Annotated in this window: 22 protein-coding genes; 12 read left to right on the top strand and 10 right to left on the bottom strand. The window is 73.0% G+C overall.

Translation table 11 applies throughout. The features are described from left to right. Nucleotides 1-52 precede the first annotated feature (52 nt). Nucleotides 53-286 (bottom strand): DUF2795 domain-containing protein, encoded by a 234-nt coding sequence (locus ABD332_RS16700; protein WP_363408096.1) that lies wholly within the window; start codon nucleotides 284-286, stop codon nucleotides 53-55. A gap of 150 nt (nucleotides 287-436) precedes the next feature. On the opposite strand from ABD332_RS16700, the gene ABD332_RS16695 reads away from it, so the two are divergent. Continuing rightward, nucleotides 437-1,252, top strand: a complete 816-nt coding sequence (locus ABD332_RS16695) for a hypothetical protein (protein WP_344502840.1) — start codon at nucleotides 437-439, stop codon at nucleotides 1,250-1,252. 95 nt (nucleotides 1,253-1,347) lie between these two features. Here ABD332_RS16695 and ABD332_RS16690 read toward each other — a convergent pair whose 3' ends face one another. Beyond that, nucleotides 1,348-3,675, bottom strand: coding sequence for a putative bifunctional diguanylate cyclase/phosphodiesterase (locus ABD332_RS16690; protein WP_344502839.1), 2,328 nt, complete (start codon nucleotides 3,673-3,675; stop codon nucleotides 1,348-1,350). Between the two features lie 111 nt (nucleotides 3,676-3,786). Here ABD332_RS16690 and ABD332_RS16685 point away from each other — a divergent pair, with 111 nt between their 5' ends. From ABD332_RS16685 to ABD332_RS16675, 3 genes are all read left to right on the top strand, one after another. Next, the gene (locus tag ABD332_RS16685) at nucleotides 3,787-4,788 is read left to right on the top strand and encodes a glycosyltransferase family 4 protein (RefSeq protein WP_344502838.1); all 1,002 of its coding nucleotides are present in this window, start codon (nucleotides 3,787-3,789) and stop codon (nucleotides 4,786-4,788) included. 220 nt (nucleotides 4,789-5,008) lie between these two features. After that, nucleotides 5,009-6,496: a tetratricopeptide repeat protein gene (locus ABD332_RS16680; protein WP_344502837.1), complete on the top strand. Its 1,488-nt coding sequence runs from the start codon at nucleotides 5,009-5,011 to the stop codon at nucleotides 6,494-6,496. A gap of 68 nt (nucleotides 6,497-6,564) precedes the next feature. Continuing rightward, nucleotides 6,565-7,134, top strand: coding sequence for a GtrA family protein (locus tag ABD332_RS16675; RefSeq protein ID WP_344502836.1), 570 nt, complete (start codon nucleotides 6,565-6,567; stop codon nucleotides 7,132-7,134). 57 nt (nucleotides 7,135-7,191) lie between these two features. On the opposite strand, the gene ABD332_RS16670 is transcribed toward ABD332_RS16675, so the two are convergent. Together ABD332_RS16670 and ABD332_RS16665 are read right to left on the bottom strand one after the other, a co-directional pair. Beyond that, nucleotides 7,192-7,530 (bottom strand): STAS domain-containing protein, encoded by a 339-nt coding sequence (locus ABD332_RS16670; RefSeq protein ID WP_344503237.1) that lies wholly within the window; start codon nucleotides 7,528-7,530, stop codon nucleotides 7,192-7,194. A gap of 79 nt (nucleotides 7,531-7,609) precedes the next feature. Then, on the bottom strand, nucleotides 7,610-8,218 hold the full coding sequence (locus tag ABD332_RS16665) for a hypothetical protein (RefSeq protein WP_344502835.1): 609 nt from the start codon (nucleotides 8,216-8,218) through the stop codon (nucleotides 7,610-7,612). 385 nt (nucleotides 8,219-8,603) lie between these two features. On the opposite strand from ABD332_RS16665, the gene ABD332_RS16660 reads away from it, so the two are divergent. After that, entirely contained in the window at nucleotides 8,604-9,014 is a 411-nt protein-coding gene (locus ABD332_RS16660) for a subtilase-type protease inhibitor (protein WP_344502834.1), read from the top strand. A gap of 3 nt (nucleotides 9,015-9,017) precedes the next feature. On the opposite strand, the gene ABD332_RS16655 is transcribed toward ABD332_RS16660, so the two are convergent. After that, nucleotides 9,018-10,376: a DUF1501 domain-containing protein gene (locus ABD332_RS16655; protein WP_344502832.1), complete on the bottom strand. Its 1,359-nt coding sequence runs from the start codon at nucleotides 10,374-10,376 to the stop codon at nucleotides 9,018-9,020. A 7-nt stretch (nucleotides 10,377-10,383) separates the two neighbouring features. Then, nucleotides 10,384-12,303 carry a DUF1800 domain-containing protein gene (locus ABD332_RS16650; RefSeq protein WP_344502831.1) on the bottom strand — a complete coding sequence of 640 codons (1,920 nt, stop codon included), beginning with the start codon at nucleotides 12,301-12,303 and terminating at the stop codon, nucleotides 10,384-10,386. A gap of 200 nt (nucleotides 12,304-12,503) precedes the next feature. On the opposite strand from ABD332_RS16650, the gene ABD332_RS16645 reads away from it, so the two are divergent. Together ABD332_RS16645 and ABD332_RS16640 are read left to right on the top strand one after the other, a co-directional pair. Continuing rightward, nucleotides 12,504-14,828 (top strand): sensor histidine kinase, encoded by a 2,325-nt coding sequence (locus tag ABD332_RS16645; protein WP_344502830.1) that lies wholly within the window; start codon nucleotides 12,504-12,506, stop codon nucleotides 14,826-14,828. Continuing rightward, entirely contained in the window at nucleotides 14,825-15,217 is a 393-nt protein-coding gene (locus tag ABD332_RS16640) for a roadblock/LC7 domain-containing protein (RefSeq protein WP_344502829.1), read from the top strand. Before ABD332_RS16645 ends, ABD332_RS16640 begins: the two co-directional genes overlap by 4 nt. Here the strand turns inward: ABD332_RS16640 and ABD332_RS16635 are convergent. The 3 genes from ABD332_RS16635 to ABD332_RS16625 form a co-directional block, all read right to left on the bottom strand. Beyond that, nucleotides 15,214-16,197, bottom strand: coding sequence for a YihY/virulence factor BrkB family protein (locus ABD332_RS16635; protein WP_344502828.1), 984 nt, complete (start codon nucleotides 16,195-16,197; stop codon nucleotides 15,214-15,216). The genes ABD332_RS16640 and ABD332_RS16635 overlap by 4 nt on opposite strands. A 62-nt stretch (nucleotides 16,198-16,259) precedes the next feature. Beyond that, nucleotides 16,260-16,649 carry a response regulator gene (locus tag ABD332_RS16630; RefSeq protein ID WP_344502827.1) on the bottom strand — a complete coding sequence of 130 codons (390 nt, stop codon included), beginning with the start codon at nucleotides 16,647-16,649 and terminating at the stop codon, nucleotides 16,260-16,262. 36 nt (nucleotides 16,650-16,685) lie between these two features. Continuing rightward, entirely contained in the window at nucleotides 16,686-17,300 is a 615-nt protein-coding gene (locus tag ABD332_RS16625; RefSeq protein ID WP_344503236.1) for a copper resistance CopC family protein, read from the bottom strand. Nucleotides 17,301-17,438: 138 nt separating this feature from the next. Here ABD332_RS16625 and ABD332_RS16620 point away from each other — a divergent pair, with 138 nt between their 5' ends. After that, nucleotides 17,439-18,254: a hypothetical protein gene (locus tag ABD332_RS16620; RefSeq protein ID WP_344502825.1), complete on the top strand. Its 816-nt coding sequence runs from the start codon at nucleotides 17,439-17,441 to the stop codon at nucleotides 18,252-18,254. On the opposite strand, the gene ABD332_RS16615 is transcribed toward ABD332_RS16620, so the two are convergent. Next, a complete protein-coding gene (locus ABD332_RS16615) occupies nucleotides 18,209-18,592 on the bottom strand; it encodes a MerR family transcriptional regulator (protein ID WP_344502824.1) in 384 nt (127 codons plus the stop codon). The genes ABD332_RS16620 and ABD332_RS16615 overlap by 46 nt on opposite strands. A gap of 50 nt (nucleotides 18,593-18,642) precedes the next feature. Between ABD332_RS16615 and ABD332_RS16610 the strand changes: the two genes are divergently transcribed. From ABD332_RS16610 to ABD332_RS16595, 4 genes are all read left to right on the top strand, one after another. Further along, nucleotides 18,643-19,617, top strand: coding sequence for an aldo/keto reductase (locus ABD332_RS16610; protein ID WP_344502823.1), 975 nt, complete (start codon nucleotides 18,643-18,645; stop codon nucleotides 19,615-19,617). A 236-nt stretch (nucleotides 19,618-19,853) separates the two neighbouring features. Further along, nucleotides 19,854-21,695 carry an anthranilate synthase family protein gene (locus ABD332_RS16605; protein WP_344502822.1) on the top strand — a complete coding sequence of 614 codons (1,842 nt, stop codon included), beginning with the start codon at nucleotides 19,854-19,856 and terminating at the stop codon, nucleotides 21,693-21,695. Nucleotides 21,696-21,838: 143 nt separating this feature from the next. Next, nucleotides 21,839-22,642, top strand: coding sequence for a YhjD/YihY/BrkB family envelope integrity protein (locus ABD332_RS16600; RefSeq protein ID WP_354903132.1), 804 nt, complete (start codon nucleotides 21,839-21,841; stop codon nucleotides 22,640-22,642). Between the two features lie 38 nt (nucleotides 22,643-22,680). Further along, the gene (locus ABD332_RS16595) at nucleotides 22,681-23,859 is read left to right on the top strand and encodes an MFS transporter (RefSeq protein WP_344502819.1); all 1,179 of its coding nucleotides are present in this window, start codon (nucleotides 22,681-22,683) and stop codon (nucleotides 23,857-23,859) included. The last annotated feature ends 144 nt before the right edge of the window (nucleotides 23,860-24,003 follow it).

The raw sequence follows: 24,003 nt of genomic DNA, 5'->3' as shown, positions 1-24,003 counted from the left end.
TAGTGCGTCGCGGCAAGGTCGTACACCGGTATCCCGGCCCGCTGGATCTCCGTCAGTGGTGGGCGTCCTCGTTGCGATGGCCGAGCGCGGCCCAGATCTCGCTCACCGTCTCGAACATCTCGTCCTCCGGCAGCCGCTCCAGCGCGCTGAGGACGTCGTCGGGCGCGTTGAGGTCCGTGGCGCCGGCGAGGAGGTCGTCGCGGTCGCCGGGCAGGCTCGCCATCGGGATGAAACGGCCGAGCCGGCTGCGGGCTTCGATCTCGTCATGGGTGAGTTCAGGCTCCATGTCTCCGGCGATACCCGGGCATACCCCCACCAAACGAACGACACCCGATTGAGGTGAGACGCCGCTGGGTACGGCATCGACATCCGCCCGATCCGCCGCACTCCCACCCCCCGGGCCTGCGGCCGGGCGCTTCACAGGAGGTGAACACGCGTGGCACGCATCGGGCAGCTGTTCGGCGGGCGCAACGCCCAGGTCGACCGGGACCACGACGGGGTCGACGACCGCACCCTCGACCAGAAGGCCGGCGACACCGCCGACCGCAAGGTCGACCCTAAGGTCGACCGCGACCATGACGGGGTGGACGACCGCGTCGAGGGCGGCACCCTGTACGGCAAGGCCGACCGCGACCACGACGGGGTCGCCGACCGTACGCTCGACCCGAAGGCCGGCCCCACCGTCGACCTGGACCATGACGGCATCGACGACCGCGTCGAGTCGAAGCGGCTGCGGACCTCGGACCGCACCCACCGCATCCCCGCCGTCGGCCCGCTCCCCGGTGACACCGACACCGACCGGGACGGCATCGCCGACCGCCGCGAGTCGCACACGACGACCATGAAGCCGGTCATCGACCGCGAGCCCGTCACGGACCGCGAGATCGTCACCGACCCGGAGGTCGTCGCCGAGCCGGGCCGCCCGGCCCGCGCGAGCATGCTGTCGACGCTCGGCCTCATCGCCGGCGTCGTCGCGGTCGCGGCCGCCCTCACCGGCCTGCTCGCCGTGTGGGCGCTGCCGCTCGGCGCCCTCGGCCTGCTGCTGTCCTTCGGCGGCATCATCGCCGGCGCCCGCCGCCACGTCGCCGGCCGCGGCCTCGGCACCCTCGGCGTGCTGTTCAGCGGCACCGCCGTCGTCTTCGCGATCCTCGCCATCACCGGGCAGGTCAGCTGGCTCGACACCGACGTCGACCAGGTCGCCCGCCTCAACGAGTGGCTCGACACCAAGGTCACCTGGATCAAGGACTGGTAAACCGCAGACCGCCAGTCACACCTGAGGAGGACCCGGGCCCACCCCGGGTCCTCCTTCCGTCCCGGCGGCCCGCAAGCCCCGTGCGGATGCCGGGCTCAGGTCGTGGCGGGGGCGGAGGCGCCGTGCAGGACGCCGTCGCCCGCGGTGAGGACCTCGTCGAGGGCGTCGGCCGGCAGCGGCCGGGAGAAGTGGTAGCCCTGGGCCTGCGGGCAGTCCAGCTCGCGCAGCCGGTCCGCCTGCTCCGGTGTCTCGACCGCCTCGGCGATCGCCGACAGGCGCAGGCTGTTGCCCAGCTCGACGATCGCCCGCGTGAACGCCATCTCCTCCGCCATCCCACCCTCCGGCGTGAACGCCCGGTCGATCTTCAGGATGTCGACCGGCAGGTGGCGCAGGTAGGCCAGCGACGAGTACCCGGTGCCGAAGTCGTCGACGGCGACCCGCACGCCCTCCTCGCGCAGCGCCGACAGCAGCGCCGTCACGTCGTCGCTCTCCGTCGACGACGCGACCAGCACCGTCTCGGTGATCTCCAGGATCAGCGCGCCGCCGGGCAGGTCCGCTTCCCGCAGCGCCGAGAGGACCGTCCGCGCGAAGTCCGGCTCGCGCAGCTGGCGGCCGGACACGTTGACGGTGACGGAGATGCCGAACCTGTCGTGCCAGGAGCGGACGTCGCGGCACGCCTGCCGCAACACCCATGCACCGATCGGGACGATCAGGCCGTACTGCTCGGCGATGGGGATGAACTCCATCGGCGGCACCGGCCGCCCGTCGGGGCTCCAGCGCAGCAGCGCCTCGACCGCGGTGACCCGGCCGGTCGACAGGTCCACCACCGGCTGGTAGTTGACCGTGAACTCGTCGTTCGCCACGGCCCGCCGCAGCTCCGCCGACAGGCGCATGTGCTCGTGCCGTTCGCTGGCCAGCCGCGGCTCGTAGGCGGCGAGCCGGTTCTTGCCCGCCGCCTTCGCCGCGTACAGGGCGAGGTCCGCGAGCTGCAGCGCCTCCGCGGGTGTCGTCGGGGCGCGCACCAGCAGGGTCCCCACGCTGGTGGTGACGTTCAGCTCCCGGCCGCCGATGCCGTACGGCTGGGCGAGGGCGTCGACGATCGCCTGACCGACCGCGTTCACCCGCAGCACCGGCACGTCCTCCAGGAGGATGGCGAACTCGTCGCCGCCGAGCCGGACCAGGGTGTCGGCGGTGTCGACCTCGCCGAGCAGCCGCGCCGCGACCTCCATCAGCAGCGCGTCGCCGACCGGGTGGCCGAACGAGTCGTTGACGTCCTTGAAGCCGTCCAGGTCCAGCAGCAGCAGGCCGTGGGCCGCGTTCGTGCGGGTCAGGGCGTGCTCGAGGCGCTCCTGCAGCAGCGCGCGGTTGCCGAGGCCGGTGAGCGCGTCGTGCAGCGCCCGGTGCGTCAGCTGCTGCCGCAGCGCCTCCTGCTCGCGCAGCGCCGCGCCGAGGGCGAGCGCGTGCGCGTCGAGCTCCTCCACCCGCCGGTGCGCGAACTGGACGAGCTGGCTCAACCGGGCGATGAGCAGCACCGACGTGACAATCGACGTGGCGAGGGGCACGACCGCCCACGACCGCGACGGCAGCGGCGACGCGACCAGCAGCATCGTGATCGCGGTGACCGGACCGATCAGCGACAGCACGGAGTACAGGTAGATCCGCCGCCGCGGGATCACCTGCTGCGGGCGCTCCGGGCGGCCCGCGGCCTGCGCCATCGACGGGTGCAGCGCGCCGGTGCCCATCAGCGCGTACGCGCACAGGTACAGCGCCGCGGAGACACGGTCGCCCTTCGGGTCGCCGGTCCAGGCGATCGCGACGTAGTACACGATGTCGCCGGTGATGAGCGTCGCCGCCGCCACGCACACGAGCCGGTGGGCGGCGTTGCGCACGCTGCTGGTGAAGGCCATCCGGGTCGTCGCCACGACCAGCAGGAGGTCGATCCCCGCGTACAGCACATGACTGATCCGGTGCGGGACGTCGAAGTGCGCGCCGGCCAGCACCGGATGCACGATGAACGTCCAGCTCAGCGCCGCCACCCCGGACGCGACGATGCCGGAGTCGATGAGCCGCTCCCAGCGCGGCCGGCGCGGGTCGCGGCGCACCCAGCTGACCAGGCCGCCGCCGAGGAACGGGTACGCGGCGAGGAACAGCGCGTCCTTCGCCGACGGGAAGCCGACCTCACCGGTCAGCGTGTAGTCGACCGCCCACGCCACCGCGCCCAGCACCGAGCAGGCCAGGCCGGCGGTGAACAGCCACCACGCGCGCGGGTGCGCCGGACGGTGGCGCCGCACCCCGACGACCACCGCGACCACGGTCGAGGCGCCGACCAGCGAGTACAGCGCCTGGCGCGGGATGACCGGCAGGAACGCGCCGACGACCACCGCGCCGAGCCCCAGCCCCGCATACCAGCGCCATGCGGTCATCGGTCTCCTTGTCGCTGATTCGGCTGACCTGCCTATCGGCAGCCGGGTGGCGTAACTGAGCAGGGCGAAGATGGACGGGTTCGAGTGCCACATGACGGGTAGGGAGCGCGGATGAAGGTCGCACTGCTGGGACCGATCGCCTGGCGGACCCCGCCCCGCGCGTACGGGCCGTGGGAACAGGTCGTCTCCCTGCTCGCCGAGGGGCTCGTCGCGCGCGGCGTCGACGTCACCCTCTTCGCCAGCCTCGACTCGGTCACCGCCGCCCGACTCGACGGGGTCGTCGAGCGCCCGTACAACGAGGACACCTCCTACGACGGGAGGATCTGGGAGGCGCTGCACGTGGCGCACTGTTTCGAACGCAGCGCCGGGTTCGACCTCGTGCACAACAACCTGGACTGGCTGCCCCTCGCGATGAGCGGGTTCTGCCGGGCGCCGCTCGTCACGACCGTGCACGGCTTCTGCTCGCCGTCGATCCTCCCCGCGTACCAGCGGGCCCGTTCGGCGTTCGTGTCCATCTCCGACGCCGACCGCGGCCCCGGCCTCGACTACGCCGCCACGATCTACCACGGCATCGACGTCGCGCAGTTCCCGTTCCGGGCCGCGCCGGGCGACTCGCTCGTCGCGTTCGGCCGCATCCACCCCGACAAGGGCACCGCCGAGGCGATCCGGATCGCCCGTGCGGCCGGCCGGCGGCTGCTCATCGCCGGCCCCGTCCACGACGAGCGGTACCACGCCGAGGAGGTCCTGCCCCAGATCGACGGCGAGCAGATCGTGTACCTCGGCAACATCGGCCCCACCGACCGCGCCGACGTCCTCGGCGCCGCCGCCGCGCTGCTGCACCCGATCGGCTTCGCGGAGCCGTTCGGCCTGTCGGTCGTCGAGGCGATGATGTGCGGCACGCCCGTCGTGGCGTATCCGCTCGGTTCGATGCCGGAGGTGGTGGACCAGGGGGTCACCGGATACCTCGCGGGGTCCGCCGCCGAGGCGGTGGAGGTGCTCGACGACGCGCTCAAGCTCGACCGCCACCAGGTCCGCGGGCACGCGGTGAGCCGTTTCTCCGCCGACAGGATGGTCGAGGACTATCTGCGCCTGTACCGCCGGCTGCTCGGCTGAATTCTCAGGGCCCGCACCCTGTTTCTTCTTAAGGCTCCGGCCGCGCGGCCGAACGTTCACAGTGTGCGGCGCCCGCGGGCTTACGACGCGGTAACGCGGGACGGCTCGGCTCCGGCAGCGACGTGGCAGGCTGCCGGAGCCGACGCCATCTACGCGCATCGTGATCGAAGGCTGGCGTTGCGTCACCGTTCCCTCTAGGCTCTCGGGCGGAGGGAAGGCTGTGAGTAGCGTCGATACCACCGCGGGTCCCGTCCCGCTGCCGAAGCGGGGCTTCGGCGCCCGTCTCGCCGCCGTCGAGGAGCTCGTCGCCACCTGGGACCTGCACGGCGCCCAGGAGGCCGCGCGGGCCCTGCTGGACGAGCCCGGGCTGCCGGACGGCGACCGGCTCACCGCCCGCCGGCTGCTCGCCGAGGCGCTGCGCGAGCTCGGTGACCTCGCCGCCGCCTACGACCTCGCGGACGCCGTCGCCACGCAGGCCGAGCAGGCCTACGGGCCGTCGGACGTGTCCACGGTGCACGCCTGGGCCGTGCTCGCCGCCGTCCGGCACGACTACGACGAGTGGGACGCCGCCGAGGCGCTCTACCACCGCGTCCTGGACAGCGGCGTCGACGAGACCGACCCCGTCACCGGCGCGGAGGCGGCCCGGGTCATCCGTCTCGCCCGCGTCAACCTCGCGCTCCTGCAGCGCGACCGCGGCCAGCGCCCGCTCGCCCTCGCCATGCTCAACGCCGCCTACGCCGTGCACCGCCGGGAGTACGGCGCCGACGACCTGGACACCATCCGGATCGCCGCCGAGCTCGCCGCCCTGCACCGCGACGACGGCAACGTCCCCGCGTCGCGCCGCCTGTTCACCGTCGCGCACGCGGCGGCGCGGTCCCGGCTCGGCAACCGCCATCCGTTCACGAAGGCGATGGAGTGGGAGCTCGCCGCCGTCGAGCCCCCGATGCCCGCCGCCCTGCTGCATCCCGCGCCCGTGCTCCGGGAGGCGGCGGTGGCCGGCGATGCCCCGGAGGCCGCTGATGCGCGGGCCTTCGCCGTGGACGTCGCGGCGGAGGACGTCGATGATCCGGAGCCACTGCCGGAGCCACTGCCGGACCCACTGCCGGACCCGGCGGAGCAGCGCGTCCAGGAGCCGGCCGTGGTGCCCGAGGTCGTGGCGCTGGAGCGCGTCGTGCGTCCTCCCGCGGTCGTGGACGCACCCGCCGTGACGCACGAGGCTTCCGGTCCCGGCGGCAGGGGTCGTGCCGCGGGGGAGCGGCGGGTCGTGGTGCCGTTGAAGGCGGTGGTCGCGGTCGCGGCCGGCGCGCTGGTCATCGCCGCGGTCTCGATCCCGTGGGGCCAGGGCGGCGCCCCGGACCGGACCACCGCGAAGCCGCCGGCCGGACCGACCGGCACGGCCGCTCCCCGGGCCGGGGAGGAGGCGGCGGCCGGGCAGGGAGAGGGCGGGCCGGCGAGGGTGCGGGACCTCCGGCTGCGGGACGACGGGACGGCCCTCGCGGTCACCTGGACGGGGTTGGAGGGCACGGCGGTCGTGGCGCTTTCACGCGACGGCGGGCCCGCGGTGGTGCTGGCGCAGGTGCCGCCGGGCACGACGTCGTATGTGGTGAAGGGCGTCGATCCGATGGTCGCGTATTGCGTGGTCGTGGGGCCGGTGGACGCTGCCGCCGCGGTCACGCCGGGGGCGTCGGTGTGCACGGGTGAGCGGTGACGGACGGGGGTGGGAACCGGAGCCAGACAACGGGCGTGTCGCAAGGTTCGCCGGGTATAGTCCGGCCGATGCGGCTCACTGACCGGACCCTCAACTGGCTCCCCGGCCCCGTGGCGCAGCGGATGCGGCGGCACCGTGAGACGGTCAAGTTCGTGATCGTCGGCGGGTTCTGCTACGTGGTCACGCTGCTGGTCAACTACGGGCTCCGGTTGACCGTGCTGGAGCACAAGCCGGTCACCGCGCTCACGATCGCGAACGTGGTCGCGTCGGTGGTGTCGTACTTCCTGAACCGCGAATGGTCCTTCCGGACCCGGGGCGGCCGGCGCCGCCATCATGAGATGGCGCTCTACCTGGTCATCAACGGCATCGGCGTCGCGGTCAACGCGGCGCCGTTGTTCGTTGCGAGGTACATCTTCGGGCTGCAGGAGCCGGCGGTCAGCGCCCTGGTCGAGGAGATCTCCGACTTCGGCTTCGGCATGGTGCTCGGCACGGCCCTCGCGATGCTGTTCCGGCTGTGGGCATACCGGGCCTGGGTCTTCCCGCACGACGACGTGCGCCCCGCCCCCGACCGCTGGGACCACACCGTGCCGGCCCAGGTCGCCCCCGCCCCGGTCCAGGCGGACAGCGCGGGCTCGTAGCGCCCCGGCGGCCTCGGGCGGGGGCCCGGCCCGCGGCGCGCCGGCCCTTCGCCCGGCTCAGAAGGTGATCTGGTCCGGGTCGGCTTCGGGCGGCGCGCCGAGGAGCTCGTGGACGCCGGCCACCTTCAACTGGCGGATCACGAACGGGCTGGCGCGGTGGATGACCAGGCGGACGCCCTCGACGCCCGCCTCGCGCTGTGCGCCCACGAGCGCGCCGACCGCGGCCGAGTCGAGGAACGTGACGAGCCCCAGGTCGACCCGCAGCACGCTCGGCCGGCGCTGGGTCGCGGCGGCCACCAGGTCCTGACGGAGTGTCGTCGCGGTCCCGTGGTCGATCTCGCCCCGGACGGAGACCACCGTGGACCCGTCCATCAACACATTGACGGTCACCGACATTGACATGACTCACCCCGCGCGTTCATCAGGCACAGCATATGAGCACCCGGGGGTGAGTGCAGCGCGTGAGGGGGGTCGTTCACCCGGACCGTGGTGAGCTTCCGCCCGGAATGTGGTCAGGGCAGTGCAGCCGTAGCTCTCGGTAACCGAACGGGGCGTCGACGAACCAGCAGTGATGCGGCGCGTCGGTGCCGGGGTGGCGGTAGCCGTCGAAGAACCGGCACGACAGGCACATCCGGCTCACCGGGATGCGGCCCTCCCGCTGCAGCTCGGTGATCCTGGTCGTGACGATCCGCAGCAGCCGCGCCTGGGCGTGCTCGTCGAGGTCCTCGACGCTGCCGAGGGCGTGCTCCGCCCAGTTGGACGGCGCGGGGGTCAGCGCCAGGCCGCGGTCGGTCGCCGCGATCCGCATGTCGTGCGCGGCGTAGGACGGCGCCGGCCGCATCTCGACCAGGCCCTCGGCGATGAGCGGCGACACGATCGCCATCGTCGCCGCGACCGACGAGCCGAGCTCCGCGGCCAGGTCGGACAGGCGGAACTCGCGGTCCCGCCGGCCGAGCAGCAGCAGGACCTGCCGGTGCGGCGGGGGGAGCTGGGACTGCTCGGGCGGGGGCGTGTCGGTGGGCGCCATGACGGCGACCCGCACCAGGCCGGCGACGAGCTTCTGTGCCTGTGCCTCCAGGGTCACGGCAGTCTCCTCCCGAGCGTCGGTGGTAGCACACCCTAGTCCGGGACGTCGATCAACAGGGGGCATCGCGCGCCGCAATTTGTCAGATCGCCAGGAAGCCGCCCCGGTGCCTGGGGCGGTGCCGGTGGCCTCGGGCGTCCGGGCCCTCATGATCCCGGACGGTGCGGCCCCCGGGGCTACCGGCACCGCCCGGGATCGTGCGGCGCGGACCGGGCGCCTTCGACTGGGTGACTGGTCCCGCCGGCGGTCAGGTGGGGACGGAGGCGGGAGGGGAGCCGAGCTTGCGAGGCCAGATGGCCGTGCGCCAGTCGTACATTAGCCAAAATGCGAAATGTCCGGAAAAAGGTGTGTAAGCTCGCCCCACCAAGGTGCGACGGGGGTTGGAATGGGTGCAGGACGGTTGGTCGCGACGGCCACGATGCTGGTGGCGGCGATCGCGACCGTGGAGACGATGACGGCCGCGGCGGCGACGGCAGCGCCCGCCAGGCCGACGAAGCTGGTGCTGACGGTCGCCAAGGGCGAGAGCTCGAAGCCGGCGCAGCGCCGCGCGTCGCTGACGTGCCGGCCCGCCGGCGGGTCGCACAAGCAGGCCAAGGACGCGTGCTCCGCGCTGGCCAAGGTCGGCGGCGACTTCGCCCGGCTGCAGGCCACGACCGGCATGGCGTGCACGATGCAGTACGACCCGGTGACGGTCACGGCCGTCGGCCGGTGGAAGGGCAAGCGGGTCGACTACAAGAAGACGTACGGCAACGCCTGCTCGCTGTCGACCACCACGGGGCCAGTCTTCAGCCTCTAGGGTTCAGCCTTTGAAGACGCCCAGTGTCTTGAACTGGTGGTTGGGGAAGATGGCCGCCGAGTCCTGGACGTTGAAGCGCTTCTTGAGCATCTCGGCGAGGATGTCGCGGTAGTCGTTGGCTCCCGCGACATCGCCCTGGTCGAGGGCGCCGGGGGCGAGGCCGGGCCAGTTGCCGTGCACCTTGCCGCCGTTGAGGCCGCCGCCGAGCAGCAGCATCGCGTTGCCGTGGCCGTGGTCGACGCCGACGTTGCCGTTCTCCTGGACGCGCCGGCCGAACTCGCTCATCGTGATGATGGTCGTGTTGTCCAGCAGCGGGCCGAGGTCGGTGGCGAAGGCGCCGATCGCCTCGGACAGGTTGGTCAGCGAGTTGCGCATGTCGCCGCCGTCGACCCGGCCGAGGTTGGTGTGCATGTCCCAGCCGCCGACGTCGAGGGCCGCGACGCGCAGGCCGACGCCGCCCTTCATGAGCTGGGCGATGTCCTTCAGCCGGTCCGCCAGGCCGCCGCCGGGGTACTGGACGCCTTCCAGCGGCCGGTACTGCGAGCTCGCGATCTTCTGCGCGGTGTTGATCGCCTGGATGGTGCCGGCGGCGGTGCCGGCCAGGGAGTGGTCGAGGCCCGTGTAGAGGGTCTTCAGCGCCTCCATCGTCTGGCTGCGCATGGCGTCGTTGTCGATGCGGAAGTCGCGGATGCCGTTGAGGACGATCGCCTGCTCGCCGCCGACGAGGGAGCGCGGCAGCGCGTTGCCCTGCGCGACGGCGCGGAACGTGGTGCCCGGGCCCATCTGGGCGAGGACCCGGTCGAGCCAGCCGGTGCGCACCGCGACCGACGCCGCGCCGCGCTCCAGGGCGTCCTGCGCCTGGAAGTGGCTGCGGCTGGCGTCGGGGGAGGCGACCGCGTGCACCGCGGCCATCTTGCCGGCCTGCCAGAAGGGGTACAGCGCGGTCATCGCCGGGTTGAGCCCGAAGCCGCGCCCGGCGGGCAGCAGCGCCGCCATGGGGATCGCGATGTTGGGCCGCATCGAGCGGTAGTTGGGGTCGTCGCCGGGCGCGACCACGGACAGCCCGTCCATGCCGCCGCGCAGGAAGATGACGACGAGCGTGCCCTTGGCGTCCTCGGGCGCGGCGAACGCGACCCGGCTCGTCACCAGCTGCGCGCCGAGCGCGGCCACGCCGACGAACCCGGCGCCCTGCACGAGGCGGCGGCGGGTGAAGCCCTTGCTCCACCGCTCGCGCTCGGCGGCCAGCTCGTCCTGGACCTGGTCGGCCTGCACCCGGATCGCGGCCTCGCACAGGTTCGGGCCGTGCCGGCGCAGCTCCTCCAGTGAGGTGGGGCGGCGCTCGCCTTCTGGAAGGTCAGTCACGGAAACCTCACCGCAGCGCGTGGTAGACGGAGTCGAGGACGAGCGGCGCCAGGTTGGGCAGCTTGCCGCCGAGGTTGGCGTCGGTGACCCGGGTGTCGGGCTTCGCGCCGAGGAACTTGATCAGCGCGTCCCGCTCGGCGGGCTTCATCGGCTGGAAGATGAGCCGGTTGCACAGCACGTCCAGGTAGGTGGCCAGGGTCGCGGCCGGCTGGGTGACGAGCGAGTCGGCGCGCGGGTTGTTGAGGCCCTTGAACGACTGCTGCAGGAACGCGCGGTGCGAGTTCCACGTCTCCAGCATGCCGGCGGCGGAGCTCCACGCGTTGGCGACGTCGGGGTAGCCGTCCGGCGGCTCCCAGCCCAGCGGCGCCTGGCCGAGCTTGCGGGTGAAGTTGTACAGGTCTTCGAGGGCCTTGCCGGTGTCCGTGCCGGGCTTGGTGCCGACGACGCGGGCGGTCGCGACGAAGTTCTCCAGGGGGCGGCGGGTCTTCAGCCCGGCCGCGATCCAGAACTCCAGGGACCGGAACAGCACCTTGAGCACCGGCGCGATCGCCGAGCCGCTCTGCTGGTACGCGGTGGCGAGCCGGTCGACGAGGGACTGCGGCGGCGTGTCGCACACGAACCGGACCGCGAGCTTGCGGGCGATGTACTTCGCCGTCGACGGGTGCGTGGCCAGGTACAGCAGGTAGGCGTCGCCGACGGCCAGGCCGTCCTTCGCCGACTTGTTCGCGTGCTGGAAGCCCAGCACCTTGACCGCGCCGGTCCAGTGCCGGTTCTGCTCATACCTGAAGGTGCCCTCGCGGGTCGCGGTGCGGCCCGTCATCAGGTACGCGGAGTTGCGGACGTCCTTCTCGTTGTAGCCGCCGTCGATCCCGACGGTGTGCAGTTCGAGCAGCTCACGGCCGTAGTTCTCGTTGACGTTGCGCTTGTCGGAGGACGTGTTGTCCAGGTAGCGCATCATCGCCGGGTCCCGCGCCGACGCGATGAGCATGTCGGAGAACTTGCCCAGCGCGTGCTTGCGGATGACGTTCACGTCGTAGGGGACCCGGGTGTCCCAGCCGCCGTCGAACGGGCTGGTGATGTTGAGGTGGTTGTTCCAGAAGTCGACCATCACCTCGAACAGCTGCCGGGTGCTCCACACCTGCCGGGCGATGACGGCGCGGGTCAGCTCGTACATCGCCTTGTTGTCGCCGTCCTTGACCGCCGCGCGGATCTCCGCGGTGGTCATCGTGACGGTCGGCGTGGTCTTCAGCGCCGCGTCGGCGACCGGGTCGGGGATCTTCTCGGGGTCGAGCTGCTGGTCGAGCCAGCCGTCGATGCCGAGCTCCTTGACCGCGGCGACGTCGGCCTGCGTGGGCCCGAACGTGCAGCGCCGCAGCAGGTGCAGCACCGGGTCGCGGTTCAGCGGCGTCGGGAAGCGGGGCGTGGCGCGCATCGCGGCGACCGCGGCCGCGGAGGCCGAGTCGGCGGTGCCGGCGGCGCCGAGGTCGTTGAGGTCGCCGAGGCCGCTGGTGTAGCTGGAGTCGCGGTTGGAGAACGAGCCGGCGTCGCGCGGGGAGACGTTGCCGCCGCCCTGGCCGGTCCGGACCATCTCGTCGGCGTCCTCGGGGCGGCCGAGCATCGCGGCGGCGCCGGATCCGAGCCCGCCGATCGCGACGGCGCCGCCGCCGAGGGCCATGAGGGCCTGCCGGCGGTTGCGCATCAGCTCGTGCAGGGCGGGCCGTCCCGTCCTGAGCCATGCCGGCGCGGGTCCCTTTGAGGTCTTCGCGGCAGGTGTACGGGGCTGCTCCTGCTCGTCGTCGGCCGGCGACGGCTCGTTGAGGACGCGCGGCATCGGGAACTCGCCCGTGTAGTCGGCGAAGAAGGCGCCCTTGACGCGTCTGTGCGAGTCGGATGAGGGGTCGTCATCCGCGAAGAGCCGCTCAGGCATCCCTGAACCCTAATGAGCGCGCGTTCGGGCGTTCAAGCGGACGGGTGCGGCTCCGGTTCAACTTTGTCTTTGTTCTTGCTTAAGCGAGGTGCATTCCGCGTCAATGTGTGAAATTCGGGCGGCTACTCAAAGTTATCTCTTCCGCACGTACCGCAAAAGCGGTACGCATAAAGGGCCGACAAGGGGAGGCGGTGGGGGTCTTGCGTGACGCTGCGCCGGTTCGACGGCGGCACCGCTTCTTCGTCCGTGGGGTGGCGTTCGCCGACATCCCCGTCGCCGCGAAGCTCGTCCTCGTCCTGCTCCTGCCCCTGCTGGCCCTGATCGGCCTCGCCGGGGTCACCGTCGCCGTCTACGCGGACCGCTCCGGCGACGTGAAGGGCGCCGTCGCCTCGGCCGTCTCGGCGTCGGCGGAGGCCGGCCGCGTCGTCGACGGCCTGCAGCGCGAGCGGCTCGCCCTCGCCGGCACCGCCCGGCCCACGCCGGCCGGCGACCCCGCCCGCACGGACGCCGCCGCCGCCCGCTTCCGTGCCGTCTCGGCCGGTGTGCCCGGCGCCGCCGGTGCGCTGGACGGTCTCGACGCGCTGCGGGCCCGCGCGCCGGAGCCGTCCGGTCCGGTGCCTCTGCTCGGGTACCGGCAGCTGATCGCCGGCCTGATCGCCTTCCAGCAGGGCGTCGCCGACCGGCCCGCGCCGCCGGCGGTCCTCGCCGGGAGCCGGGCCGCGGGGTGGCTCGCCGTGGGCAAGGAGGAGCTCGCCCTCGTGCAGGTGACGGCGGTGCGCGCGCTCGCCGCGGGGGAGCTGACCGCCGCCGACCGTGACGCGATCGCCGCCCACCGCGCCGCGGCGGCGAGCGCGTTCGCCCGGTTCACCGCCGCCGCGACCCCCGCCTGGCGGGCCGTGTTCGAGGGCCTGGACGTCACCGCCGACGTGGACCCGCTGCTGCTGGCCCCGCCGTCCGCCCCCGCCGACACCGCCGCCCTGGTGCTGGCGTCGCTCGCCCAGCTCGACGGCCTCCAGGGCCTCGCCGACCGCGTTGCCGCCGACACCGCCGCCGCCGTCGGCGACGCCCGCGACCGGCAGAACCGCACGGTCGTCCTCGGCCTCGCCGCCGTCCTCGCCGTCGTGGTCGCCGCGATCGCCCTGGCCGTCGCCGCCGCCCGCGCCCTGCGCCGCCGCCTCCGCGCCCTGCTGACCCTGGCTCTGCGCCTCGCCAACACCGCAGCCAACACCGCAGCCAACACCGCAGCCAGCACCGCGGCCCACCCAGCCGCCCCGCCCGTCGCAGGCGCCCTTCCGGTCACCGGTCCGCGCGCCGCCGGTCCGCCCGGCGACGATCCGCGGGCCGCGGGACTGTCCGGGGTCGAGCCGCACGCGGCGGGGGTGGCCGCCGGGGAGGTGGCGGCGGGGCGGGACGAGATCGGGCGGGTCGCCGAGGCGCTGGACGCCGTGCAGCGGGCCGTGGCCCGGGCCGCCGCCGACGCCGCCGAGGCGGCCGCCGGGCAGGCCGCGCTCAGGGCCGGTGAGGCCGGCATGTACGGCGACCTCGGGCGCCGCGCGGCCCGGCTCGCCGACGGGCTCCTCGAACGCCTCGACGAGGCCGAACGCGACGAGGCGGACCCGGACCGGCTGGCGCTGCTGTTCGCGCTCGACCACCTCGCGACCCGCATCCGGCACGACACCCACAGCCTGCTCGTCCTCGCCGGGGCCGACGCCGCCAGGGTGCACCCCGCGCCGGTGCCGCTGCTCGACGTGCTCCGTGCCGCGCAGTCGCAGATCCACGCCTACGAGCGCGTCGAGTACGGCCGCGTCGACGACGACACGGCGGTGGAGCCCGCCGCGGTCGACGGCGTCGTGCACCTGCTGGCCGAGCTGCTCGACAACGCCGCCCGGCACGCCGGCGGCGAGCACCCCGTCGTCGTCGACGCCCGGCGGGCCGGCGACGGCGCCGTCGTCCACGTCACCGACCACGGCGCCGCCGTGGACCCGGACCTGCTCGCCGAGCTCAACGAGCGGCTCGCGGACCCGGCGGCCGGCCCGCGGCTCGGGCTGACCGTCGTCGCCCGGCTCGCCGCCCGTCACGGGATCGGTGTCGCCCTGCACCCGGCGCAGTCCGGCGGGCTGGTCGCGACCGTGCGGTTGCCGCAGGGCATGGTCGTACACCGGCCGCGGTCGCCACTGGTCCTGCCGGAGCCCGCCGCGCACCGGCTGCCGCCGCGCCCCCTGGAGCGCAGCCCGGCGCTGCCCGGCGCGGAGCCGATGGACATCCCCGTGCCGCGCAAGGGCGGCCTGCTCGTCCCGGTGGTGCCCAGCGGCGTCGTCGCGGAGGGGCCCACGGTCGAGGCCCGGGCGTTCGACGACGGGCTGCCACGGCGTACTGTCAATGCGTCACCGCAGAGCGGCACCACGGGCACATCCCAATCCGCGGACCCCGGCGACGCCGGCGAGACGCTGCCGGCACACGGGCATCCGATCGGCCGTCTCGGCACCGTCACCACGGTGCGTCAGGAAGGACATGCCACGTCATGACAGCCATCACGGGGCTCGACTGGGTGCTCAGCGGCTTCACCGATCGGGTGGCCGGCGTCCGGCACGCCGTCGCGGTCTCCGGGGACGGCCTGCTGGTCGCGGCCTCCAACGAGCTGCCGCCGGAGCGCGCCGACCAGCTCGCCGCGATGGTCGCCGGCGTGGTCTCCCTCGCGCAGGGCGTGTCCGCGGCCACCGACGCCGGCCCGGTCCTGCGCACGATCGTGCAGATGGGTCGCAGCCTGCTGTTCGTCATGGCCCTCGGCGACGGCCACACCCTCGCCAGCATCGCCGCCATGGTGCAGCCGGGCTGCGACGTCGGCGAGGTCGCGTTCGAGATGTCGGGCCTCGTCGACCAGGTCGGCGCCGCCCTGACCCCGTCGTCCCGCTAGAGATCGGGGTCGTCGCCCTCCTTCACCTTGCTCGCGTCGCGCAGCGGCATGAACGGCTCCTGGTCAGCGGGCAGCCCACCCTGGATGGCGCGGCCGCGCTCGAGCTCGGCGTCGAACTCCGCGCCCAGCAGGATCGCGATGTTGGAGATCCACAGCCACACCAGGAACGCGATGATGCCGCCGAGGGTGCCGTACGTCTTGTTGTACGAGCTGAAGTTGCCCACGTAGATCGCGAAGCCGGCGGAGGCGATCAGCCAGATCAGCACCGCGAGCCCGCCGCCGGGCGTGACCCAACGGAAGCCGGTCTGCCGGGCGTTCGGGGACGCGTAGTACAGCACGGCGAGGATCACCATGACGACGAGCAGCAGCACCGGCCACTTGGCGATGTCCCAGATCTGCACGGCCTGTTTCGACAGGCCGATCCAGCTGCCGGCCTGCTCGGCGAACCGACCGGTGAAGACGATGCTCAGCGCGGCGAGGGAGATGAGGACGCCGACGACGACGGTGACGCCGAGGCGGATCGGCAGCACCTTCCAGATCGGCCTGCCCTCGGGCACGTCGTAGATCGAGTTGGCGGCCCGGATGAACGCGCCGACGTAGCCGGAGGCGGTCCAGACGGCGCCGAGCAGACCGATGATCGCGAGCACGCCGGCGGAGCCGGAGCCCTGCTTGAGCTCGTCGATGGCGCTGTTGACCGGCCCCGCGATCGGCGCGGGGAACAGCTCCTGGGTGTTCTTCAGGACCGCGTTCTGGGTCGTGTCGGTGAGCAGCATGCCGGACACCGCGAGGAGCACCAGGATGCCGGGGAAGATCGACAGCACGCCGTAGTAGGTCAGGGCGGCGGCCCAGTCGGTCAGGTTGTCCTCGTTGAACTCTTTGACCGTCCGCTTCAGGACGTTGATCCATGACCCCTTGGTCAGCTGCGTGGGCCGGCTCGGCGGGTTCTCGAGCCGCGGTCCGGTGGGTTCGTCCTGCTCCATGCCGTTCATATGCCCTACCGGCGCATGGTGATAACGCTGGTGATAACGCTTGGGGGATGTCGCTACGGAGCGACCCGTCCCGCCCGGATCAGGGCGACCTGCACCATGTCGACCAGTTCGGTGGCGCGGAAGGGCTTGGCGATCACCGAGGCGTCGGGCCCGAGCTCCACGACGGAGGCGTCGAAGTAGGGCAGGCCGGACATGTACATGATCAACGCGTCGGGGCAGTGCTCCCGTACCACCTCCGCCACCTGCACGCCGGAGCCGTCGTTGAGCTTCAGGTCGGTGATCGCCAGGTCGATCGCGGCCGGGTGCTCGACGCAGGCCCGCTCCGCCCCGGCGAGCCCCGACGCCGTGAGGACATCGGCGCCGGCGCGGCTGAGCACCCGTTTGACGATCTCGCACAGGTCCGGCTCGTCGTCGACGACGAGGACGCGAAGGTGCTCCAGCATGCCTTCACGATAAGGCGTGGTTGTGCCTGATCTGCCTTACTTCGCCGGGATGCCGGGCCGGATCCGGCGGCGGCTGAACCCGAGGAACACCACCAGCACACATGCCACCACCAGCAGCACCGCCGCGTAGGTCCACCATGCGGGACGTCCGGCGGCCGGCGGCGCCGCGGCGGCCGGCGGCTGCGCCTTGGACGTCAGGAAGTCGGCGGGCGCGGCCGCGGCGCTGGTGCCGACCGGCAGGACGGTCGGCGCCGCCGTCGGCGACGGCGTGCGGGTCGGCTTCGCGGAGGTGCCGGTCTTCGCGCCGGTGGTCACGGTGAACGAGAAGCTGCCGTTGCCGGCCGCGCCGTTGCTCCCGGTGGCCGTGTAGGACACGGTGTAGCTGCCGGGCGCGCCGTCCGGGACGCCGAGCGCGATGCGGGCCGTCTCGTTGCGCACGGTGACGGCGCCGAGGCTGACGGCCGCGCTGTCCGGGCCGGTCAGGATCACCTGGGCGTCCACGATCTTGTCGTTGAACACGAGCTGCAGCACCTGCGGCAGGTGGCCCACTCGGGTCTCCGCGCCCGGCGTGCTGCTCGCGAGCGTGAGACGGGGTGCATATGCGGTGGCAATTGACGGAAACGGCAGGATGCCAAGAATTCCGACAATCATCGCGACGAACACTGTGCTGCGCCTGACCACACCAAGGAATCGCCCGGTCATGGGCGGAAACATTAGTGCATTGGCGTCAGCAATGTGCGGGCGACGGTGTTAGCGTGCCGTTTCATGCAGGGCAGTTGGCGTGAACTGGTGCAAATCAAACGACCTCCGGCGCCGACTCCGGCGAGCCGGCGGCTGCGCCGGATCGTGCTGCTCACCGCGGTGGTGACGCTCGCCGCGGACCTCGTCAACCTCAAATACTCCAGCGAGGGCGGATTCGGGCTCGGGGTGCGGACGTTCTGGGCGATGCTGCGCGCACTCGGATTCCTGTTCCTGATGCGGGAGATCCGCTGGGGCCGGCTCACCGCCCGGCCGTTCGGGCTGATCCTCGCGGTCACCACCGTGTTCGCCTCGGCCCGGCTCGCCCAGCCCCGCGAGGGCGGCTACCTGCCGCCGTGGCAGGTGCTCGCCGCGCTCGCCGTCATCCTGACGCTGTGCACGACCGTGGTCTGGCAGCTGTTCCGCTCGCCGGCGATCGCCGCGCACCTCACCCGCAGGCCGTCGAAGCGGCCGATCCCGGCGTGGGCGCTGACCGCCCGGGTCGCCGCGCTGTCCTACTCGGCGCTGCTGAGCGTGCCGTGCCTGGTCGCCGCCGGGACGCTGTGGGGCGAGCCGCGGCTGCCGCGCTCGACGGCCGTGCCGCTGGTCATCTCGTGGTTCGTGCTCGGCATCGTCGTCGCGTTCGTGGCGTCGCTGATCAGCTTCGCGATGATGTTCGGGCACGCCTGGGCGCGGGTGCTGCTCGCCATGATCAGCGTCTTCGTGCTGCTCGTGCAGCCGGCGCTGTGCTGGCTGCTGCTCGGCGTCGACGGCGTCATCCGCGACGGCGTCCCGCTCGTGCTGGCCGCGCTGGTGTGCCTCTACGGGCTGGCGAGATCGGGCACGGGGGCCGCCACGCCGCCGTAGACGCTGATCTTGTGTTCGATGAGGGTCAGGTCGCTCTGCAGGTCGGCGATCCGCTGCAGCACCTCCCGGCGGTGCTGCTCCAGCAGCTCGCGGCGCTCGTCGAACGTCTCCGGGCCGACCCGGCACAGCTCCGCGTACCGGCGCATCCCGGCGATCGGCATGCCGGTGGCCCGCAGGCGGGTCAGGATCCCCAGCATCCCGACGTCGCGCTCGGAGTAGCGGCGGTGGCCGTTCCAGTCCCGCTCCGGCGGGTCGAGGAGACCGGCCCGCTCGTAATACCGCAGCGTGTGCGCGGTCAGGCCGGTCTGCTGCGCCACTTCCGCGATGGTGAGATCCATCGTTTCAGCCTATTTGACTTCGAGCGCGCTCGAAGGGGGAGTGTTGGGGCATGCGACAGCGAACCCTTGGCACTCTGACCACGTCGGCGCTCGGCCTCGGCTGCATGGGGATGAGCGAGTTCTACGGCCCGGGTGACGACGCCGAGTCCATCGCCACCATCCACCGCGCCCTCGACCTCGGCGTGACGTTCCTGGACACCGCCGACATGTACGGCCCGTTCACCAACGAGCAGCTGGTCGGCCGCGCCATCGCCGGGCGCCGCGACGAGGCGACCCTCGCGACCAAGTTCGGCATCCAGCGCGACGGCGACGGCCGCAGCATCAACGGCCACCCCGACTACGTGCGGGCCGCCCTCGACGCGTCGCTCACCCGCCTCGGCGTCGACCACATCGACCTGTACTACCAGCACCGCGTCGACGACCGGGTGCCGATCGAGGACACCTGGGGCGCGCTCAGCGAGGCCGTCGCCGCCGGCAAGGTCCGCCACCTCGGCATCTCCGAGGCGTCGGTCGCCACCGTACGGCGGGCGCACGCCGTGCACCCCGTGACCGCCGGGCAGTACGAGTACTCCCTGTGGAGCCGCGAGCCGGAGGACGGCATCCTCGGCGCGTTCCGCGAGCTGGGCATCGGGCTGGTCGCCTACAGCCCGCTCGGCCGCGGCTTCCTGACCGGCGAGATCACCGACCCGTCGCAGTTCGACCCGTCGGACTTCCGCCGGGTCAACCCCCGCTTTCAGGGTGAGAACTTCCAGCGCAACCTCGACCTGGTCGCCGAGGTCCGCGCCCTGGCCGCCGCGAAGGGCGTCACCCCCGCGCAGCTCGCGCTCGCCTGGGTCCTCGCGCAGGGCGACGACGTCGTGCCGATCCCCGGCACCAAGCGGCGCCCGTACCTCGAACAGAACGTGGCCGCGCTCGACGTCCCGCTGACCGCGGACGATCTCGCCGCGATCGAGAAGCTCTCCATCGCGCAGGATGTGGCCGGCACGAGGTATCCAGCGGCGACGATGGGGTCGCTGAACCGCTGACGATTTCTTCCTGGGTGGCGTTTTGCGGGGAGGTGCTGGCGCCGCCCGGGAGTTCGTCGTATGGTCTTCTGCGTGTCCGCGAACCTGAACCGATGCTGGTGGCCCGCCTGACGAGGCGGCCCACTCCCGCGTGACACCCACATCCGCGGCCGCCGATCCGGCGGTCGCTTTTTCGTTCCCTTCTCGAAGGGGCCGGCCGCCCGGACCGCCGGCCAGACCTGAGAGGGACGACCCGCATGCTGCCCGACCTGAACCGCCCGTTCGCCCTGCTGCGCCGCGAAGGCCGCGACGTCGTCGAGGTGCTCGCCGGCACCGTCGAGACCGTCGAGTCGCTCGCCGACATCCCGTCCGAGTCCCTCTCGCTCGTGCCGTTCCGGCAGGTCCGTGAGCGGGGCTTCGAGTGCGTCGACGACGGCACGCCCCTGTCCGTGCTGCGCATCTCCGCCCGCTCGTCGTGCCCCGTGTCCGACTTCCTCGCTGTACTGCCGGCCGGGCCGGTGTCGCTGCGCGACGGCGCGTTCGACGTGTCCGACGACGAGTACGCCTCCATCGTCTCCGAGGTGCTCCGCGACGAGATCGGCCGCGGCGAGGGCTCCAACTTCGTCATCCACCGCGTCTTCACCGCCGACGTCGACGGTGACCCGGTCGCCGCCGCCCTCGCCGTGTACCGGCGGCTGCTGGAGCGCGAGCGCGGCGCGTACTGGACGTTCCTCGTGCACACCGGCGAGCGCACGCTCGTCGGCGCCACCCCGGAGCGGCACGTCAGCGTCGAGGACGGCCTGGTCATGATGAACCCGATCAGCGGCACGTTCCGGCACCCGGGCGGCGTGCCCGACAAGGAGGCGGTGCTGCGGTTCCTCGCCGACCGCAAGGAGATCGACGAGCTGTCCATGGTCCTGGACGAGGAGCTCAAGATGATGGCGACCGTCGCGACCGAGGGCGGGCAGGTCATCGGCCCGTACCTGAAGGAGATGGCGCACCTCGTCCACACGGAGTACCTCCTCGCCGGTCGCAGCGCCCTGGACGTGCGGGACGTGCTGCGGGAGACGATGTTCGCGCCGACCGTCGTCGGCAGCCCGATCGAGAACGCGTGCCGGGTCGTCGCCCGCCACGAGCGCCGCGGCCGCGGCTACTACGGCGCCGTGCTCGCCCTCATCGGCACCGACGAGGCCGGCCGGCAGACCCTGGACGCGCCGATCCTCATCCGCACCGCCGAGATCTCCTCGGCCGGGCGCCTGCGGGTGCCGGTCGGCGCCACCCTCGTGCGGCACTCGACCCCCGAAGGGGAGGTGCGCGAGACCCACACGAAGGCCGCCGGCGTGCTGACCGCGCTCGGCCTGGGCGCCGCCGCGGCCTCCGGTCCCGTCCCGGCCGCGCCGCTGCTCGCCGCGGACCCCGCCGTGCAGGGCGCCCTCGTCGCCCGCAACGCCACCCTCGCGCCGTTCTGGCTCCAGGACCACCACACGCGGTCGCTCGCGACACCCGCGCTCGCCGGCCGGCGGGTCCTCATCGTCGACGCGGAGGACACCTTCACCGGCATGCTGCACCACCAGTTGCGGATCCTCGGCCTGGACGTCGTCCTGCAGAAGTACACGGCGGTCACCACGCTGGACGGCTACGACCTCGTCGTGCTCGGCCCCGGCCCGGGCGACCCGCGGCGCGTCGAGGAGCCGAAGATGGCCGCGATGCGGGCCGTCGCCGAGCAGCTGCTCGACTCCGGCACGCCGACGCTGGCCGTGTGCCTCGGCCACCAGCTGCTGTCGGGGCTGCTGGGCCTGCCCCTGCGCCGCAAGGCCAACCCGTACCAGGGCATGCAGCGCGACATCGTGTTCTTCGGCCGCCCCACGACCGTCGGCTTCTACTCCACCTTCACCGCCACGCACCCGGACGACCGTTTCAGCAGCGCCTATGGTGAGGTGGAGCTGTCCCGCGACCCGGCCAACGGCGACGTCCACGCGCTGCGCGGCCCCACCTTCGCCGGCGTCCAGTTCCACCCCGAGTCGGTCCTGAGCTACGACGGCATCGACCTGCTGCGCGGCCTGCTCACGACCCTCCTGCCGGCGCCCGCCGTGTCGTAGCCGCGCCATGTCCCGTGCCGGCGGCCCCGGGCCTGCTCCCGGACGCCGCCGGCACGCGGCCCGCCGTCCTTCCTCCGGCGCTGTCCCGGTGCGTCTTGCCGGGGTGTGTCGCGGGGGGCCGCGGTGGGTACCGGGCGGTCGTGATGCGTGCGGTGCGGGTGGTACTGCGGTTCTTCCGCGGCCGGGACCTCAACCTGCACGCGGGCGCCGTCACGTTCTACGGCGCCGTCGCCGTCGTGCCCGTCGCGCTGCTCACCATCAAGCTCGCCGGGCTCATCGCCGGCACCGGCCGGGTCCGCGAGCTGGCCGGGCCGGTCATCGCCGCCATGCCCGACCGTCTCGGCGCCGGCCACGCCACCGCCGTGCTCGTCGACGCCGGGCTCGGCATGTCGTGGCCGCTGACCCTGATCGCGCTCGTCCCCGCCACCTGGTACGGCGAAGGCCTCCGCCGCGCGTTCGTCTCGCTCACCGAGTCCGGCTCGCCCGCGGGCTGGCGCGGGCGGCTGCTCATCCTGCCGGTCCTCGCCGCCGCGCCGGCGCTGCTGCTCGGCCTCCTCCTCGTGCTGCCCGGCGCCGCACGTCGCTTGCAGGAAGGCGGGTGGTCGAGTGTGACGGCGGTCGTCGTGTCGTTCCTCGCCACCTGGCTCGCGCTCAGCCCGGCGTTCGTCATGGTGTACCGCTGGTGCGCCCCACCGAGCCCCGCCTGGGTGCCGACGGTCGTGGTCGGCTCGTTCACCGCGGCGAACGTCTCGGGCTTCGCGCACGGGTTCGTGCTGTTCTGGTCGCTGCCCCTCGACCTCGGCGCACCCTTCGGCGGCCTGGACGCGGTCGGCGCGACCGTCGCCGTGCTGCTGTGGCTGTACCTGTTCCACCTGCTGACACTCATCGGATACGGCGCGACCCTCCAGGCCGCCCGCTGGTGGGCCTTGCGCTCCGCCGCCCCGTGAACGATGCTTCCGAGGAATTCTCACCATTGGGGGCCGGAATGCGGGACCGCCGGGCAAGACTCAGCGTCGCGGTGGCGTACCTGGTCCAGGGCTTCTGCTTCGCCGCCCTGCTGACCCAGGTCGGCGTGCTGCAGGAGAAGTTCGGCTTCTCCGACGGCGAGCTCTCCCTGGTCCTGCTCGCCGTCCCGGTCGTCGCCGGCGTCGGCAGCGTCCTCGCCGGCCTGCTGTCCGCCCGCTTCGGCAGCTCGCCCGTGCTGCGCGCCGGCGGCCCCGGCGTCGCCCTCGCCATCACCGCCGTCGGCCTCGCCGGCCAGGCCTGGCAGCTGTACGTCGCGCTCGCCTTCGTCGGCCTCATGCTCGGGTTCGTCGACGCCACGATGAACATGCAGGGCGTCAGCGTCGAGCGCCGCTACGGCCGCCCCGTCCTCAACTCGTTCCACGCCGTCTGGAGCGTCGGCGCCATCCTCGGCGCGCTCGCCACCGCCGGCACGTCCCGCCTCGGCTGGTCGATCGGCGCGTCCCTCGCCGCCGTCGCGGCCGTCGGCGCGCTGCTGGCCCTCGCCGCGGGCCCCTGGCAGCTGCGCCGCGCGGAGGAGGTCGCGGACGTGCCACCGGGTGCCGACACCGCCGTCCCGTGGCGCCCCGTCATCCTCGTCGGCATCGCGATGATGCTCATGTTCATCGCCGACTCCGCCGTCTCCAACTGGAGCACGGTCTTCCTCGACCACGCGTTCTCGGCCAGCACCAGCGTCGCCGCCCTCGGCCTCGCCGCCTACCAGGCCACCATGCTCGTCGGCCGCACCGCCGGCGACCTCGTCGTGCGCCGCTTCGGCCCCGTCGGCGTCGTCGCCGTCGGGGGCGTGGTCGGCGGCCTGGGCCTGGGCCTCGTCGCCGCGTCCCAGTCGGCGGCGATGGGCATCGCCGGCTTCGCCGTCGTCGGCATCGGCCTGTCGCTCGTCGTCCCGCAGTCCTTCTCCGCCGCCGGCCGCCTCGACCCGGCCGGGACCGGCGTCGCCATCGCCCGCGTCAACCTCTTCAACTACGTCGGCTTCGTCGTCGGCGCCGGCCTGATCGGCGCGGTCGCGGAGAGCGCGTCCCTGCGCCTGGCCTTCGTCGTGCCGGCGGTCCTCGCCGCGGGCATCGTCGCCCTGGCCCCGGCCTTCCGCACGAAGGCAGCTGTCTCCGCCGCCGAGGTCCCGGCCCCCGTCGCCAACTGACCGGGCTCCCGCTTCCGGGCTCCCGCTTCCGGGCTCCCGCTTCCGGGCTCCCGCTTCCGGGCTCCCGCTTCCGGGCTCCCGCTTCCGGGCTCCCGCTTCCGGGCTCCCGCTTCCGGGCTCCCGCTTCCGGGCTCCCGCTTCCGG

This window comes from Dactylosporangium maewongense, assembly GCF_039531485.1.
In the GTDB taxonomy this organism is placed as follows: Bacteria; Actinomycetota; Actinomycetes; order Mycobacteriales; family Micromonosporaceae; genus Dactylosporangium; species Dactylosporangium maewongense.
The sequence above is the reverse complement of the archived record's forward strand: the minus strand, read 5'-3'. Positions and strand labels throughout refer to the sequence as shown.